The organism is Nonomuraea sp. B5E05 (genome assembly GCF_039880665.1).
Taxonomy (GTDB): domain Bacteria; phylum Actinomycetota; class Actinomycetes; order Streptosporangiales; family Streptosporangiaceae; genus Nonomuraea.
On sequence record NZ_JBDPMJ010000007.1, the window covers coordinates 222,105 to 237,045 of the forward strand.

The following is a 14,941-nucleotide window of genomic DNA, read 5'->3' on the forward strand; positions in this document are numbered from 1 at the left end:
CCTCAGAGGACGATCGCCGCGATCGCCGCCAGGCCGATGAGGGCGAGGTAGGCCAGCACGAGCCGGGTGTCCCTGAGCAGGCACCTGCTCCGGGTCAGCCCGGCTCGCCGCGCCCTCCAGTAGCCGGCGAACCCCAGCACCGCGAACCCGAGCACCGCCCACGGCCCGAGCAACCAGGCCAGCAGCGCGACGGTCGCGTACACGCACAACCGGAGCGGATCGTACGGCTCCGTCTTCTTCACAACACCACCTCGAACGGGGCGCGGGGCCGCGCGGCCACCGCGGACAACCGCTGCCGCGACAGCTGCGGCCAGGCCTGCACGGCGCAGAACGGCGCGCACTGGTCCTGCTCGGCGCGCGTCCCCACGTGCACGCAGCACTGGGTGAGCCGCTCCTCGATCATGGTCGAGATGTCCATGAACGGTTTGACGGTGATGCGCACGATCCGCTCCCCCATCATCCTGCGCAGCTTCTTCCGCCGGCCCGGCAGGGCCGACGACGCGAGCGTGAGGAGGGTGGAGACGCCGAGGTCGCAGTTCTCGCAGATGTCGCGCCACAGGTCGCCGATCTGCGGATGCGAGAGCGACGACTGCTCCGACAGCAGCCCGAGCAGGGACTCCTGTACGGCCAGCCGCAGCTCGCGCGGGATCTCCGAGTCGGCGATGCGGTTGGAGACCAGGCCGAGGTTCTCCTTGAGCCGGTCGTGGCCGATCAGCGCCGTCAGTGAGCGCCACTCCTGGGCGTCGTCGCGGATGAGGTAGCCGACCGAGCAGCAGTGCGGGTGGGAACAGGGCAGCGCGGTCAGGTCGCGCCAGGTGACCACGCCGCCGGTCTGCGGGCCCAGGCGGCTGAGCACGCCGGTGTGGGTGAGGCGCTCCTCCGGGTCGATGGTGCCCGACCTGCCGGAGCCGAACTGGGGCTGGAGTGACACGCCTCCGACGTACGGGGTGTCGAGGGCGAGGCGTACGACGTCGCCGATCTCGCCGTCGTTGACGCCGAGCGCGGCGGTCATGACGAGGGTGGTGAAGATCTCGCGTTCGGACAGGCGCTGCACGGCCTGCGCCTTGATGCGGGTGAGGTCGCCGCCCCTGTGGTGTTTCGAGGCCTCGGCAGATCCGTCGTACTGGAGGTAGACCTCGACGCGCTCCCTGTGCTCGGTGAGCAGGTCGAGCAGGGCGTCGTCCCTGGCGATGAGGACGCCGTTGGTGTTGATCAGGATGCGGGTGACCGGGCGGTCCGCCAGCTCGGCCAGGAGGGTGCCGAGCTCGGGGTGGAGGGTCGGCTCGCCGCCGCTCAGCATGAGGACGTCGAGCTTGCCGTTCTCGCGCTGGAGGCGCTGGTCGACGTTCGCGAGGATGTCGGGGACGGGGACGATGCCGGTCAGGTCGGGCGAGCTGTCGGCGAAGCAGGTGGGGCAGCGCAGGTTGCAGGCTTCGGCGATGTCCTCGAGGAGGATGCAGGTGTGCTGGGTCTGCATCTCGGGGAGTCCGTGGAGGTACGCCTCGGGGATCGGGAGGAAGTTCCCCGACATATCCGGCATGTGCTGCTTGGTGGGGGCGGTCCATTCCTCCAGGTAAGCCAGGATTTCTGGGTCTTCGTCGTACAGAGTCCGGATATATCCGTGTTCGCGGCATCCGCGTTCCAGCCAGACCTTGCCGTCGCGCTCGGCCAGATAGCCGCTCAGCCGCTCCACCCGGTCGAGGTCGCGGCCGTGGCACCTCGGGCAGAACGCGTTGACGTACCTGAGGATGCGGTCGCCCCGCAGCCCCATCCCCGTGCTCATGACAGGACCTTCCGGTTGAAGAGGGAAACGTAGTAGCCGCGCCGCCAGCCGTACCCGAGCCTGAGGGCGAGCAGCAGCACGCCCGGGATCAGGAACCACTGCGGCCTGGTCAGATCCAGCCAGACCGTCTCGTTGGCCCTGGTGAACTCGACGAGGAAACGGAAGACGGCGTACGCGGCCACGTAGAGGGTGAACAACTCCCCCGGCTGGGTGAGCCGTTTGCGGGCCCAGAGCAGCGCGGCGAACGCGGCGAGCTGGAAGACGATCTCGTAGACGAACGACGGGTGCATGGCCTGGCCGGTGAGGCAGCCGGGGCATTCGGGGGTGGTCGCCGGGGCGTGCACGCCCCACGGCAGGTCGGTGGGCCTGCCCGGCGCCTCCGTCAGATGGCAGCCGATCCGGCCGACCGCCATCCCCAGCGCCACGGCCGGGGCGAACAGGTCGCCGGTGCGCTCCTTGTAGCCGATGAGCTTCTTGGCCACCAGGACGCCCGCGTACGCGCCCGTCAGGCCGCCGAGAATGCTGCGGGAGCCGTACAGCCAGAGGTCCTTGACGTCGAGCGTCTCCAGCCAGCCCGCCAGGCGCATCCCGATGGCGCCGCCCACCAGAGCCCCGGCGACAGCGATCAACGACTGCTCGCTGAGCGCCCCGCGCCTTCTCGCCTCCCGCACGAAGACCACGGAGGCCACCAGGACGCCCAGGCCGACGAAGATCTCGTGAAAGGGCATGCTTCAGCCGTACAAGCTGGGGTTGAGCCCCGTGCAGAACCCGGCGGTCAGGATCGACCAGAGCGCCCACCCGATCATCAGCCCGAGGCCGGTGCCCCTCGCCCAGACCTTGCCGCGGACCAGGCACAACCCGATGCCCATACCCAGGCCGACCAGGGCGAGCACGACCGCGCCGACGATCATGTAAGGGGTGGAACCGCCGTCGGCTTCCATAGCGGCGACGAAGACGGCGAACCCGAGCACCGCGTTGACGACGCTGTAGACGGCCAGGCCGAGGAACGTGAACGCGACCAGCACACCGGTGGAGGCGCCGCCCGACGGGGGCGGCGGGCCGTACGGGAGGTGCTGGTAGGGCGGTTGTCCCTGGTACGGGCCATGCTGGCCGTGCGGCGGACCCTCTGGCGGCGGCCCTTGGGACGGAGAACCCTGCGGTGGCACCCACCGCTGCTCCGGCCCCTCATCACCCGGCGTGCCCACTGACGCTCACCTCCTAGTCGGGATCAGACTAGGAGGAACCGGTTGACATTGGCCAACAAGCCCCGGCCACGCGTACAACTTCGCAAGCGACGCCGGCGCCCACCCGATCTTCCCTCCCTGACAAGCACGGATCGGGCCTTATGCCCCTTCCGAGTAATAGATCGCCGCCTGCACGCGACTCTTCAGGCCCAGTTTGTTCAGCACCCGGCTGACGTGCGTCTTCGTCGTGGCCTCCGCCATGTCGAGCTCTCTGGCGATCTCGGCGTTGGACAGGCCCCGCCCGACGCAGGCCAGCACCTCCCGCTCCCGCGGCGTCAGAATCTCCGGGCCGGGGCGCGGCTCCCTGCGCGGCGCCTGATCCGCGAAAGCGGCGATCAGCCTCCGCGTGACACCGGGCGAGATGAGCCCGTCACCCCGCGCCACCAGCCGGACCGCCTCGACCAGCGCATCGGCGTCGGTGTTCTTCAACAGGAAGCCGGCGGCCCCGGCCCGCAGCGCCCCGAAAACGTAATCGTCCACATCGAACGTCGTCAGGATCAGCACATCACACACCCCCGACAGTTCCCTGGTGGCGGAGATGCCGTCGAGCCGGGGCATGCGTACGTCCATCAACACCACATGCGGCCGCAACTCCCTGGCCATCGCCACGGCCTGCTCCCCGTCGGCCGCCTCACCGACCACCTCGATGTCGTCCACACCGTCGAGGATCAGCACGATCCCGGCCCTGACCGCCGCGTGATCGTCGGCCACCAGCACCCTGATGCTCACCCGCGCACCTCCACCACGTCACCCTTTCTCACGACTTCTCATCAGGAGCCGCGGGAAGCACCGAGGCCACCCGCCATCCGTCTCCCTGAGGACCCGCCTCGAAGGATCCCCCGACCAGGGACGCCCGCTCCCGCATCCCGATCAGCCCCGCCCCGGCCCCCGGCAGCCGCGCTTCGCTCCCATGGACCGGGTTGTCGACCGTCAACGACACCTGCTCGGGGCCGTAGGACAGGACGACCTCCACCAGCGAGTCGCCGTGCTTGAGCGCGTTGGTCAGCGCCTCCTGCAGGATGCGGTAGCCGGCCAGATCGACGGCCGCGGGCACCTCGCGCGGCTCGCCCTCGACCCGGAACTCCGCCTCCATGCCCGCCCGCCGGGCCCTGTCGACCAGGCTCTCCGCATCGGCCAGCCGCGGCCGGGTCGCCTCTTCCGCCTCATCTCCCTCCTGCCGCAGCAACCCGATCATCGCCCGCATCTCGGCCATGCCCTTCAGGCTGTTCTCGCGTACGGACTCCATGACCTTCCGCACCGTCGCCCGATCGAGGTCCTTGCGCGAGAGCACGGCCGTGGACTGGATGGCGATGGCGCTGAAATGGTTGGCGATCATGTCGTGCAACTCGCGAGCCATCCGGGCGCGCTCGGCCGCCACCGCCGCCTGCCGGTCGAGCTCGGCCAGACGCGCCACCTGCTCGGCCCGCTCCCGCTCGGCCGCCGCCCGATCCCGCTGCTCCCGCACCACCATCGCCGTCATGATGGGAGTGACCAGCACCAGCCCCGCCTGGATGGCCATGACGGCAGGCACCCGCCAGCCCCCCTCGACGAACCCCGTCACCGCCCCCACGGCCACCGCCAGCACCGTGCTGATGCCGAGCAGCCACCGGGCCAGCCTGGCCGGCCCGTAGAGCGCCGCGGCGTACAGGTTGTCGGTGAAGACGAGAACCGTGCCCAGCGACGGACCCACCACCACGTCGAGAGCGGTCCCCGCCACCCCCAGCCCCAGGCACAGCAGCGGCGCCCGCCGCCGCACCAGCACCGCAGCACAGGTCAACGCCAGCGGCCCGGCAAGCCACCACTCGGGCAGGCCACGCTGGAAGTGCGCCCCGCCCGCGATCAGAACCAGCCCCGTCGCGAACGCGAGCCCGGCACCCAACGCCACCCGTTTCATGACCTCATCCCACCACCCTCCTGACCCGGTTCCCTCCTGCTGCGCGACCGCCTGTGGATACACCCTTCGATGTATCCACAGACTCGTTTTCACTGACGATGTGCCGGCCCGTATCCAGCCGGAGACTGGAAAACGTGATTGTCGCCATCATCATCGGCTGCGAAATCGGCTTCTGGATCCTGCTGGCCCTCGGACTGGCCTCCCGCTACCTCTGGCACCGCCGCACGCTGAGCACCGTACTCCTGCTCGCCGTCCCCCTCCTGGACGTGATCCTCCTGGCGGCGGCCGTCATCGACATGCGCGGCGGCGCCACGGGCGACGTCCGGCACGGGCTGGCAGCGGCGTACCTCGCCTACTCGATCGTCTTCGGCCACCGCACCATCCGCTGGGCCGACGCCAACTTCCACCACCGCTTCGCCGGCGGCCCCCCACCCTGGAAACCGCCCGCGGGGGGCATGGCCAGAGCCCGCTACGAATGGGCGATGTGGCTGCGCATCGTCCTGGCGTACGGGATCGCCTGCGTCGTGCTGCTCGGCCTGGTGTGGCTCGTCGACGACCCGGCGCGTACGGAGGGCCTGGTCGCTTTCATGGGAGGGCTGTTCAAGATCCCGCTGATCGCCGTACTCTGGCCGCTCAGCTACACGCTGTGGCCCCGCAAGGTGGAGTCGGCGCGCTCATGATTGCGGCATGTGGTTCGAGGCACTCCCAAGAACCCGCTATGCTGGTCTAGCAACAAGCGGCCGTAGCTCAATGGATAGAGCATCTGACTACGGATCAGAAGGTTACGGGTTCGACTCCTGTCGGCCGCGCACAGTCGAAAGGCCCGCCACCAGGGACATCCTGGAGCGGGCCTTCGTGCTTGTCCGGACAATCTCGCGATCTTGCTAACAGCATGTCCGCCGTGGCCTCGGCGAAGATGTCCGCAGCAACACCGCATCATGTGATCACATGGCATCGACCCGTATCCACCACTTCAGCGGGAAGGCGGATGAGGTCGCGTCAATCTATCCAGGTAATGCGAACGATCAGCACAAGGCGCAGATGCTCCGCGACGATGAAATTGAGGAACCCGCGACCGCCGAACAGATCGAGCGTCCGAAGACCTGCCCCATGCAACGAACCTCTGCCGGCGTGGACCGCATCTCTGCCGAGGATTGGCCGGCAAGCCGCTCAACCTCAAGGATGACGGTCGGCGGAAGCCCAGCGATGACATGCTCGGCGTCGGGGTTATACTCCCAGGTCCAGGCGTCACTCACCGATGGCCTCTCGGCGCGCGGATGTCGTGATCTCGTTGATTTCGGCCAAGGCCGAGTCCAATGTGACTCTGTCGGTCGTGGTGGCGACCTTCGTCTCCAATGCGTGCAGGCGGGCTGCTCGGGTGGGGTAGCGCTGAATCGCCACGAACTCACCCCATTGTTGCAGGAAGCTCTGCAGAGGTGCCACGGTGCTCTGCCGCGCCGCCTGCTCGGTCGCCTGGTCGAGGTGGTCGACGAACTGGCTGAGGTAGGCCGGAGCGATCTGGGCGACTGCCGCCCTGAGGGCTGCGGTGGTCAGTGGCGGGCGAGGGATCAGTGCCTCGCTGGCTTGATGTGGGGTGGACATCGTTGACCTCGCCTTCACGCTACCGGTACGGCCGATCCCTTCCACCCTTGAACTGCAGTTCAAAGCCCTGATGTAGGTGGCCGGTGTCCTCGTGTCCCTGGCGGCGGGTCTGGAACGCCTAATCATCAGAATAGACCTCTGCTGTACGACGAGGCGCCTTTGGCACAGATGTCACCACCCTGCAGGGATCAGTGGTCGCTGATCCCGGATGCAGGTCGATCAGCGGCTACGGTCACGTAGGCAATCGGGCCGCCGGCCGTGGATGTGAGTCGCTTGCCGAGAAGCAACTCGGCGATCCGCCGGTCATCGGCTGTGCCGATCGTGACCATGTTGATGGGTACGTCGAGGTCGCTGATGTAGCCGGCGAGTCGCGCGTCGAAACGATGGCGGACCCGGCCATTGTCGGTCAGTTTGGTGTCCCAGTTGCTCAGTCCCGTCAGTACAGCGACCACGAAGCCGCCGAGCGTCACCGGGAGAATGCCAGCCTTGACGATCTTTTCCGGCCTGCCCATCCACCATCCGCGCAGCGCCTCCAACAGATCCTCAGGTGTCAGGTCAGCATGAAAGCCGATGAAGGGGCGATCTTCATTCAGGACAGGCTTCGCTGCGTCGACGCGCAACACTGCCATCGTGGTGGTGCCCGTTGTCGTTGGCAGAAGGTGACGTAGCGCTACAGCGGAGCGAGCCTCGATTCGTTGTGCCACGTCCGTAGGGATGACCAGCCTGTTGCCGTGTTGACCCGCCGCAGGAAGCAGACCAGCAGCCGCGATCCTTCGTAGAGCGTCGTGGGAGAGGTTGAAGCGGACGGCAGCTTGCCGCAGGGTGATCAGGGTCATGGCTCGGGAGGTCATCTCTCGGGTCGCTGCGTTCGGACTTCGAAGTTGATCAGGTGACCGTGTGAGTTGTCCAGATGGGTCGTGCAGGCCGTGGTTGCGTCCAGGGACCTTGGAGCGGGCGTTCGTGTTTGCAGGACAATCTCGCGATCTTGCTCACACCCGGCTCCTGATCGTTGATGGACTGAGCGAATGCATCGGCCGCTGAGGCTCCCGCGGCGCGGATCGCGCGGCATCCGCTGCCGCGCGAAGGCGACCTGTTCGAGGTCACGGCCGCAGGCGTGGCCTACAGGAGCAGCGCGTCAGGCCGTGAGGGCGGCCGCAGCTTCCCGGTAGATGACTTCCGGGTCCTCGGACAGCCATGCCTTCACCTGGCGGCTCCAGTCGTCGGCGAGGACCTCGGGCCGGTGCGCCTCGATCCCGTCGAGGGCTGCCTTGACGATCACCTCGGGGGCGCTCTTGTCGCCGTGGTACCAGGCCATCATGTCGGTGTCGGCAGCGCCCAGGTGCAGGCCCGTCACCAGGGTGCGCTGTTCGGCCAACTCCAGGCGAACGCTGTTGGTGAGCGCCCACTCGGCGGCCTTCGCGGCGTGGTATGCGCCTGCACCGTCGACGGCGAGCCACGAGATCGCGGACATGACGTTGAGGATCGCGCCGTCGGTCAGTTGGGGCGCGAAGGCGCGGATCATGTTCAGGGTGCCGTAGAAGTGGGTGTCCATCTCGCGGCGAACCGTGTCCAGGTCCCCGGTGACCAGATTTGTCCCGGTCGAGATCCCCGCGTTGTTGATGACGATCTTGACGTCAGGTGCCGCTTCCGCCGCGGCGGCGATCGATGCCGGATCGGTGATGTCCAGGCGCAGCGGGACAACCCCCGGTACGTCGACGAGGTCGGGCCGGCGGGCGGTGGCGTACACCTTGCCGGCGCCGCGGCCGAGGAGGGACAGGACGAATTGTCGGCCCAGGCCCCGGTTGGCCCCGGTGACCAGCACATGTGCTCCGTTGATCTGCATGCGGATACGCTAAAACCTCACATAGATGTCAGAGGCAAGCCTGGTGATGGAAGTCACGGCGCGGGTGGAGCCGTCATGAAGTCATCGGCCAGAGCAAGGACCGACGGGGATGAAAGCTCCATCGGTGCGCTCTTCTTCATGGTCGCTCCTGTTGCGCTTTTCGTAGGTGCGCTGGTCGGGTTCGGCTGGATAGTGCACCGCAACTCGCAATGGGAGCAGGTACAACGCCGTGAGGCAGAGGGCCGCGTGCAGGAAACGGCGGCCAAGGTTTTCCAGGAATTCTCAGCGCTACCGGCTTCGGCCTCGAAGGGGAACTTGCAGGATGTCCTGGCCGGACGCGCGATCGACCTCACGGCGTACAGCGCTCAGACCGGTCGCACCGATGTGGTGATCAGATCCACGCGTACGCCGATACGCAGCATGGGCGGCTTGCCCACCTGCGGAAATGCTTCGCTTACACCCTCATGTTCTCGGATGCGGCCAAGTCGTCGTATCGGAGCGTGGAGCCACGCACACCTACGACGCCGAGAGGAATTCCGCCCGGGGCGAGCCTGTCAGCGGCTGGAGAGCTATGGCTGGCCAGAAAATCGACGACACGAGTGAGTTCCGAGGATGACGGCTTCGGAGCGGTCCCCGCGTTGCTGGTCGCGGAGAAGATCGCACCGGCCGAGGTACGGCGGTCGGGCCCGCGAAACGCCGGCATGCCAGGACTTTCAACGTCTTCTGGCAGAAGGGCGGTGTGCTCGCGGCCGGGGGCGCGCTGGAGGTCAGAAGTACGGTGGTGCACTAGCTAGATTGGTGAACCGTGCACGAGTCCAAGGTCACCATCCGAACCGGCAGCCCGGATGACGTGGATGCTGTGCTGGAGTTCTGGCTCCTGGCCGCCGAAGGTACGGACCGGCACGACTCTCCTGACAAGGTAGCCGCACTGCTGGCCCGCGACCCCGAGGCTCTGCTGATAGCGGAGTGCGCCGGCGAAATAGCAGGGACCGTCATCGCGGGCTGGGACGGCTGGCGAGCCCACCTGTACCGCCTCGCCGTCCACCCTTCCCATCGCCGCAAGGGCATTGCCACCGCACTACTGGCGAGGGCAGAGGAGCACTTCACCAAGTACGGCGCCTTCCGAGCCGACGCCATGGTCCTTCACGACAACACACTCGCCCACCCAGCCTGGAACGCCGCCGGCTATGCCCCTCAACCGCAGTGGTCCCGCTGGGTCAAGCCGCTTGCCGCTCCGGAGGATCCAGACAGCCTCCGCTGAGGTCCGTTGTGTTCCGGCGGGTCGGGCATGAAGGCGGGGATGAACTCGGCGGCCTGAAGGCGGGGCTCGATGCGGTTACGCGGGCGACGTCGAATCGCCGAGTCGTTCGGTCAGCCGGTCCAGGCCGCCCTTGATGAGCCGCGCGTAGCCGTCGTCGCCGAGTGCGCCGATCGTGGCCTGCGCGTGCTCGAGGTGCTCGCGGGCGCGGTCGTAATCACCCAGCTTGCGGTAGCACTCGCCGAGGTTGAGGTGCAACGACGGGTAGAGGCCGGCCACCGGAAGCGCCATCCCGGCGTGCGCCACCCGCTCATCGGTGATCGAATCGGCGGCGGCGAGCGCTCGCAGGTCCCACAGCAGCTCCTGCTGCACGTCGTCCTGCACGTCGGCCATCGAGTGGGCAAGGACGCAGATGTGCAGCGGGTCGCCCTGCTCGCCGCCGATGTCATCCCAGATCTGTGCGAACAGGTCGCGGGCGGCCTCACGCTGGCCTTGGTGGTGGTGCAGCTCCACCGCCTGGCCGATCCGGGTGAGCGTGGGGTCGGTGATCATGGTCACTCCGATCGGCGGGATGCAAACGTGTATCGGATCATTTCACGGTTGATCCCGTGGGGAACTCCTCGATGCCGAGCACGAGCAGCACCTCTTCCCGGCGCAGGCCGGCGGTGCGGCGGCGGGGGCTGTCGGCCAGTCCCGCCTCCGCCGGCCGGATCGCCTCGCGGCGGCGGCGGAGGAAGTCGGCGAGCTGGTCACGCTGCATGCCTTCATCCTGCCTCGCGGGGCGCCGGCCGAGCCAGGGAGCGGCTATCCCATGATGCACGCTCCGCTTCCGCGCGTCCCGGCCCAGGCCCAGCATGGGTGGCGACATCGACGACGAGGGAGAACATGATGCAGCGACGAACCCTGGGCCGCACAGGACCGGCCGTTTCCGCGCTGGGCCTGGGTGCGATGGGGATGTCGGACGCCTACGGCGCAACCGACCGTACCGAGAGCATCACGACGGTGCACGCCGCGCTGGACAGCGGCGTCACGCTGATCGACACCGGCGACTTCTACGCCATGGGTCACAACGAGTTGCTGCTCGCCGAGGCGCTGCGCGGCCGGGACCGCGACAGCTACCGGCTGAGCGTCAAGTTCGGCGCCCTGCGGGGGCCAGGCCACGCGTTCGGCGGGCAGGACGGCCGTCCCGAGGCGGTGAAGAACTTCCTGGCCTACTCGCTGACCCGGCTGGGCACCGACCACATCGACATCTACCGCCCCGCCCGGCTGGACCCGGCGGTGCCGATCGAGGAGACGGTGGGCGCGATCAAGGACATGGTCGACGCCGGATACGTACGGCACATCGGCCTGTCGGAGGTCACTGCGGCGACGATCCGCCGGGCGCACGCCGTGCACCCGATCGCCGACCTGCAGATCGAGTACTCACTGATCTCCCGCGCGGTGGAGGCGGAGGTCCTGCCCACGCTGCGGGAGCTCGGCATCGGCCTGACCGCCTACGGCGTGCTCAGCCGCGGCCTCATCTCCGGGCACTGGTCCACCGACCGCATCGCCGGCCCCGGCGACCTGCGTGGCTTCAGCCCGCGCTTCTCCGGCGAGAACGTGGAACACAACCTCGCCCTCGTGGAGGCCCTGCGCCGGGTCGCCGAGGCGAAGGGCTGCACCGTCGCCCAGCTGGCCATCGCCTGGGTGGCCGCGCAGGGCGAGGACATCGTGCCGCTGGTCGGCGCCCGTACCCGCGAGCGGCTGTCCGAGGCGCTGCCCGCGATGGACCTGCACCTCACCGCGGACGACCTCGCGGAGATCGAGAAGGCGGTGCCGCCGAACGCGGCCCGCGGCGACAGGTACCCGTCCGCGTTCATGGCCGGCCTCGGCGTGGGCAACTGAGCCCTCCGGCGGCGTCGCCGCGTGCCCTTTCAGGCGCCGGTGCCGCCGGGGGTGATGCCATTGACCCGGATGCCATCAGGGACCCAGCTCACCGCGGCGGTCACGCGGGGAAGTCCAGGCGGTAGAAGACGGCCATCCTGCGCATGAACGGCAACGTTCTCGCCACCGCGACCAGCGCGCGATAGCCGGGCTTGAGCCTTTCGTATCCCGGCAGGTCGAACGCGCTCAGCTCGGTGACGACGCGTAACCGGGGGTCGATGGCCTCGAGGTCGGCACGGTTGTCCACTCCCCAGTGCAGGGTCGCGCCGGCGAGCCGGACCACCCGGTTGATCTTCTGCCACTTGATGCCGCGCCTGCTGAACGCGTCGAACACGAACCGGCCGGAGGGGAACCGGTCGATGATCGCGCGGAACAGCGCGTGGCCCTCGTCCTCCTTGAGGTACATGGTCAGGCCTTCGGCGACGACCAGTACGGGAAGATCGCCCTCCACCCGGTCGAGCCAGGCCAGGTCGGTGACCGACGAGGGGATCACGGTGTGGTGGTCGCGTGCCGGGTAGAGGCGCTCGCGCAGGTCGATGACCTCGGGGAAGTCCACGTCGTACCAGTGCACGCCCGGCCCGGGATCGACGCGGTGGACCCGGGTGTCCATGCCGCACCCCAGGTGCAGCACGATCGCCGCCGGATGCTCGGCGAGGAAGTCGCGCGTCCAGTCGTCCAGGTGTTCGGCGCGCATGGCGACGGTCACGGCGTCGCCGCGCCTCAATCCGACTTTCGTGAAGTCGGTGTCGATGGCGCGCATCGCTTCGAGCGCCATCGTGTCGCCCAGGATGGGGGTGGGGGATTCGGCGTCCACGGCCCGGCCGTACAGAGTGGCGAGCATCGTCGCCTTCTCACCACTCAGCTGCACCTTCTGCATGGACGTTACGCTACGCCCCCGCGCCTTGCACGGTCCGAGGCGACCCTCCACGAGGTCGCCGCGCGGGGCGCCGGTCATGTCCCCGCGCGGGACCGGGTGTCAGGACAGGCGTCCCTTGCGGCGCAGGTATTCGGGGTTCTCGACGGCGCGGGCCATCGTCTCGATGGCCAGCTGGGCGCCGAGCTGGGAGGTGACGTTGGAGGCCACGTCCAGCATCGGGTTGATCTCCACGACGTCGAAGCCGACGAGTTCGTGCTCGCGGACGATCGCGAAGATCGTCTGGCGGAGTTCCTCGTATGACATGCCGTCCGCCTCGGCGGAGGCGCATCCGGGCACGAGCGGCATGTCGAGCACGTCGATGTCGACGCTGACGTACACCTTCCTGCCCTTGGGCAGGGTCGCGAGCACGTCGTCGATGCCGGCCTTCCTGAAGCCCTTCATGGTGAACACGTCGTTGCCGTTGGCGCGGCTCTCGGCGAGGTCGTCCTGGGCGGCGCGCATGCCGCGGCTGCCGATCTGGACGATCTTCTCGACGTTCGGCAGCTTCCCGATCTTGAGCATGGGGCTGCCGTTGCCGTACTCGGCGCCGTGGATGAAGGGCCGGTAGTCGAGGTGCGCGTCGAAGTGGACGACGCAGATCGGCTCCTCGTAGGCCCGCACCACGCCGTAGGTGACCGAGTGCTCACCGCCGAGAACGATGGGGACGGCCCCGGCTTCCAGGATCTGGGCGGTGCTGTGGGTGATGTTCTTGAAGGTCTGCTCGGGGTTGGAGTAGATGATGTCGACGTCGCCGCAGTCCACGATGCGCTGGTTCGCGGTTTCGTACTCGAGGAAGCGCCTGTCCTCCTCAATGTCGAAATATCCGGACCTGGCCTGCATGCGGCCGTAGCCGGCGTACCGTACCGACTGCTCCCGGATCGCCCGCGGTGCCATCCGCGCGCCCGGGTACCAGGGGGAGCCCTCGTCGTTGGGCACTCCCAGGATGGCCAGGTCGGCATCCAGCTGGGAGAGGTCGCTCACGATGGGCGACCGCTGGAAGCTCGGGATGCCAACGAACGGAAGGTTGAGCCGTAGATCCGACATATTGCGTGATTTTCCTTCTTGTAGGTGATGCGTCAGGCATCCAGCCGCAGCTCAAGACGGCGAGCGACGCGGCTGAGGCCATAGTTGAGCAGGAAATAGCAGACGGCGGCGAAGCCGAGCACCGCGAACGGCTCGGTCAACAGCCGGGAGTTGGTCACCTCGACCCGGTGGAAGAACTCGAAGACCCCGATGATCGAGACCAGCGAGGTGTCCTTGATCAGCTTGATGAACTCCGACACCAGCGCCGGGGCCATGCGGCGCAGCGCCTGAGGCAGCACCACGTCCCGCATCGTGCTCGCCTGGGACAGGCCGGAGGCGCGCGCGGCCTCCCACTGCCCGGGCGGCACGGAGGCGATGCCCGCGTGGACGATCTCCGCCAGATAGGCGCTGGTGAACACGCCCAGCGCGACCACACCCGCCCAGAAGGGGGTCAGGTCGAGCCCGAGGTCCGCCAGGACGAAATAGCAGTAGAGGATGAAAACGATCAGCGGCGCGCTGCGGATGAGCTGGATGTAGCCGATCGCCGGCCACCGGACGAGCCGCGAGCGGGCCGAGCGCATCGCGCCCGCCAGCACGCCGAGCACGGAGCTGAGCACGATGGCCAGCACCGCCAGCTTCGCGGTCTCCCAGAGCCCGGCCAGCATGAACGGGAGGTTGTCAATGATCGCACCCATGGTCACGACTCCAACGCCGGCGTCGGGGCCGCGGTCCTGGCGCCGGGCCGGATCTTGGTCAGCATTCCCCGGACGATCAGAGCCAGCAGCGCGGACTCGGCCAGGCAGAGCACGATGAAGATGACGAGCGCCGCGGTGTAGGCCTCGAATGCGGCGAAGGTGGCCGACTCGATCTGCTGGGCCTGGAAGACCAGGTCGGTGACGCCGATCGCCATGACCACGGAGGTGTTCTTGGTGGCGCTGATGTACTGGTTGCCGATCGCGGGAAAGGCCAGCGTGAACGCCTGCGGCAACACCACCGCGCGCATCGCCGTCCAGTAGCCGAGGCCGCCGGCCCTGGCCGCCTCCAGTTGCCCCCTGGGCACCGACTGGATCCCGCTGCGCAGCGCCTCCGCCACGTACGCCGAGGTGTAGATCGTCAGGCCGAGCAGCCCGGCGAGGAACTGGTTGCTGTAGACCGGGTTCAGCGGCGCGGCGGCGGCCCTGACGAGGTCCAGGCTGAACATGCCGAAGCTCCAGAAGACCAGCTGCACGAGCAGCGGCACGTTACGGAAGAACTCGACGTAGGCGGAGAGCAGCCAGCGCAGCGGCGCCAGCGCGGGCGCCGTCGACACGCGGCCGAGCGCCACCAGCGTGCCCACCACCGTGGATCCGATGATGGCGAGCACGGCGAGCTGCAGGCTCACCCACGCGCCGTGCAGCAGGAAGCTCCTGCCCGGATCCTCGAGCACCACGGACCAGCTGAGGTCGTTGAACATGG

At 68.2% G+C, this 14,941-nt stretch carries 18 protein-coding genes and 1 tRNA gene; 4 read left to right on the top strand and 15 right to left on the bottom strand.

Annotated elements, in window-relative coordinates:
- Window positions 1–2: 2 nt before the first annotated feature.
- The 6 genes from ABGB01_RS15755 to ABGB01_RS15780 form a co-directional block, all read right to left on the bottom strand.
- Window positions 3–242: a hypothetical protein gene (locus ABGB01_RS15755; protein WP_347774026.1), complete on the bottom strand. Its 240-nt coding sequence runs from the start codon at window positions 240–242 to the stop codon at window positions 3–5.
- Complete coding sequence (locus tag ABGB01_RS15760; RefSeq protein WP_347774028.1) at window positions 239–1,783, bottom strand: radical SAM protein; 1,545 nt, start codon at window positions 1,781–1,783, stop codon at window positions 239–241. The genes ABGB01_RS15755 and ABGB01_RS15760 overlap by 4 nt, the downstream gene beginning before the upstream one ends.
- Complete coding sequence (locus tag ABGB01_RS15765) at window positions 1,780–2,511, bottom strand: prolipoprotein diacylglyceryl transferase family protein (protein WP_347774029.1); 732 nt, start codon at window positions 2,509–2,511, stop codon at window positions 1,780–1,782. Before ABGB01_RS15765 ends, ABGB01_RS15760 begins: the two co-directional genes overlap by 4 nt.
- Before the next feature lie 3 nt (window positions 2,512–2,514).
- Window positions 2,515–2,988, bottom strand: coding sequence for a hypothetical protein (locus ABGB01_RS15770; protein ID WP_347774031.1), 474 nt, complete (start codon window positions 2,986–2,988; stop codon window positions 2,515–2,517).
- A gap of 138 nt (window positions 2,989–3,126) precedes the next feature.
- Entirely contained in the window at window positions 3,127–3,756 is a 630-nt protein-coding gene (locus ABGB01_RS15775; RefSeq protein WP_347774032.1) for a response regulator transcription factor, read from the bottom strand.
- Window positions 3,757–3,784: 28 nt separating this feature from the next.
- Window positions 3,785–4,921, bottom strand: a complete 1,137-nt coding sequence (locus ABGB01_RS15780; RefSeq protein ID WP_347774034.1) for a histidine kinase — start codon at window positions 4,919–4,921, stop codon at window positions 3,785–3,787.
- A gap of 134 nt (window positions 4,922–5,055) precedes the next feature.
- Between ABGB01_RS15780 and ABGB01_RS15785 the strand changes: the two genes are divergently transcribed.
- The gene (locus tag ABGB01_RS15785; RefSeq protein WP_347774035.1) at window positions 5,056–5,601 is read left to right on the top strand and encodes a hypothetical protein; all 546 of its coding nucleotides are present in this window, start codon (window positions 5,056–5,058) and stop codon (window positions 5,599–5,601) included.
- Window positions 5,602–5,657: 56 nt separating this feature from the next.
- Window positions 5,658–5,730, top strand: a tRNA-Arg gene (locus tag ABGB01_RS15790).
- A gap of 439 nt (window positions 5,731–6,169) precedes the next feature.
- Here ABGB01_RS15790 and ABGB01_RS15795 read toward each other — a convergent pair.
- The 3 genes from ABGB01_RS15795 to ABGB01_RS15805 all read right to left on the bottom strand — a co-directional run bounded on the left by ABGB01_RS15795 (window position 6,170) and on the right by ABGB01_RS15805 (window position 8,366).
- Window positions 6,170–6,568 (bottom strand): DUF6247 family protein, encoded by a 399-nt coding sequence (locus ABGB01_RS15795; RefSeq protein ID WP_347774036.1) that lies wholly within the window; start codon window positions 6,566–6,568, stop codon window positions 6,170–6,172.
- 143 nt (window positions 6,569–6,711) lie between these two features.
- Window positions 6,712–7,359 (bottom strand): hypothetical protein, encoded by a 648-nt coding sequence (locus ABGB01_RS15800; RefSeq protein WP_347774038.1) that lies wholly within the window; start codon window positions 7,357–7,359, stop codon window positions 6,712–6,714.
- 299 nt (window positions 7,360–7,658) lie between these two features.
- Entirely contained in the window at window positions 7,659–8,366 is a 708-nt protein-coding gene (locus ABGB01_RS15805; protein ID WP_347774040.1) for an SDR family oxidoreductase, read from the bottom strand.
- An 805-nt stretch (window positions 8,367–9,171) separates the two neighbouring features.
- On the opposite strand from ABGB01_RS15805, the gene ABGB01_RS15810 reads away from it, so the two are divergent.
- Window positions 9,172–9,627: a GNAT family N-acetyltransferase gene (locus tag ABGB01_RS15810; protein ID WP_347774041.1), complete on the top strand. Its 456-nt coding sequence runs from the start codon at window positions 9,172–9,174 to the stop codon at window positions 9,625–9,627.
- Between the two features lie 75 nt (window positions 9,628–9,702).
- Here the strand turns inward: ABGB01_RS15810 and ABGB01_RS15815 are convergent, their stop codons facing one another.
- Both ABGB01_RS15815 and ABGB01_RS15820 read right to left on the bottom strand, forming a co-directional pair.
- Entirely contained in the window at window positions 9,703–10,176 is a 474-nt protein-coding gene (locus ABGB01_RS15815; RefSeq protein WP_347774043.1) for a tetratricopeptide repeat protein, read from the bottom strand.
- 37 nt (window positions 10,177–10,213) lie between these two features.
- On the bottom strand, window positions 10,214–10,384 hold the full coding sequence (locus tag ABGB01_RS15820) for a hypothetical protein (protein ID WP_347774045.1): 171 nt from the start codon (window positions 10,382–10,384) through the stop codon (window positions 10,214–10,216).
- A gap of 128 nt (window positions 10,385–10,512) precedes the next feature.
- Here ABGB01_RS15820 and ABGB01_RS15825 point away from each other — a divergent pair, with 128 nt between their 5' ends.
- Window positions 10,513–11,508: an aldo/keto reductase gene (locus ABGB01_RS15825; RefSeq protein WP_347774046.1), complete on the top strand. Its 996-nt coding sequence runs from the start codon at window positions 10,513–10,515 to the stop codon at window positions 11,506–11,508.
- A gap of 100 nt (window positions 11,509–11,608) precedes the next feature.
- Here ABGB01_RS15825 and ABGB01_RS15830 read toward each other — a convergent pair whose 3' ends face one another.
- From ABGB01_RS15830 to ABGB01_RS15845, 4 genes are all read right to left on the bottom strand, one after another.
- Window positions 11,609–12,424 (bottom strand): class I SAM-dependent methyltransferase, encoded by an 816-nt coding sequence (locus ABGB01_RS15830; RefSeq protein WP_347774048.1) that lies wholly within the window; start codon window positions 12,422–12,424, stop codon window positions 11,609–11,611.
- Between the two features lie 99 nt (window positions 12,425–12,523).
- A complete protein-coding gene (locus ABGB01_RS15835) occupies window positions 12,524–13,507 on the bottom strand; it encodes an arginase family protein (protein WP_347617535.1) in 984 nt (327 codons plus the stop codon).
- 32 nt (window positions 13,508–13,539) lie between these two features.
- Window positions 13,540–14,181: an amino acid ABC transporter permease gene (locus ABGB01_RS15840; RefSeq protein ID WP_347617536.1), complete on the bottom strand. Its 642-nt coding sequence runs from the start codon at window positions 14,179–14,181 to the stop codon at window positions 13,540–13,542.
- A 2-nt stretch (window positions 14,182–14,183) separates the two neighbouring features.
- Window positions 14,184–14,939 carry an amino acid ABC transporter permease gene (locus tag ABGB01_RS15845; protein WP_347774049.1) on the bottom strand — a complete coding sequence of 252 codons (756 nt, stop codon included), beginning with the start codon at window positions 14,937–14,939 and terminating at the stop codon, window positions 14,184–14,186.
- Window positions 14,940–14,941: the final 2 nt, after the last annotated feature.

Bases quoted from the DNA above. Each gene is read 5' to 3' on its own strand.
- ABGB01_RS15760 (WP_347774028.1), bottom strand. From the start codon at position 1,783: ATGAGCACGGGGATGGGGCTGCGGGGCGACCGCATCCTCAGGTACGTC.
- ABGB01_RS15765 (WP_347774029.1), bottom strand. From the start codon at position 2,511: ATGCCCTTTCACGAGATCTTCGTCGGCCTGGGCGTCCTGGTGGCCTCC.
- ABGB01_RS15780 (WP_347774034.1), bottom strand. From the start codon at position 4,921: ATGAAACGGGTGGCGTTGGGTGCCGGGCTCGCGTTCGCGACGGGGCTG.
- ABGB01_RS15800 (WP_347774038.1), bottom strand. From the start codon at position 7,359: ATGACCCTGATCACCCTGCGGCAAGCTGCCGTCCGCTTCAACCTCTCC.
- ABGB01_RS15805 (WP_347774040.1), bottom strand. From the start codon at position 8,366: ATGCAGATCAACGGAGCACATGTGCTGGTCACCGGGGCCAACCGGGGC.
- ABGB01_RS15815 (WP_347774043.1), bottom strand. From the start codon at position 10,176: ATGATCACCGACCCCACGCTCACCCGGATCGGCCAGGCGGTGGAGCTG.
- ABGB01_RS15820 (WP_347774045.1), bottom strand. From the start codon at position 10,384: ATGCAGCGTGACCAGCTCGCCGACTTCCTCCGCCGCCGCCGCGAGGCG.
- ABGB01_RS15825 (WP_347774046.1), top strand. From the start codon at position 10,513: ATGCAGCGACGAACCCTGGGCCGCACAGGACCGGCCGTTTCCGCGCTG.
- ABGB01_RS15830 (WP_347774048.1), bottom strand. From the start codon at position 12,424: ATGCAGAAGGTGCAGCTGAGTGGTGAGAAGGCGACGATGCTCGCCACT.
- ABGB01_RS15835 (WP_347617535.1), bottom strand. From the start codon at position 13,507: ATGTCGGATCTACGGCTCAACCTTCCGTTCGTTGGCATCCCGAGCTTC.
- ABGB01_RS15840 (WP_347617536.1), bottom strand. From the start codon at position 14,181: ATGGGTGCGATCATTGACAACCTCCCGTTCATGCTGGCCGGGCTCTGG.
- ABGB01_RS15845 (WP_347774049.1), bottom strand. From the start codon at position 14,939: ATGTTCAACGACCTCAGCTGGTCCGTGGTGCTCGAGGATCCGGGCAGG.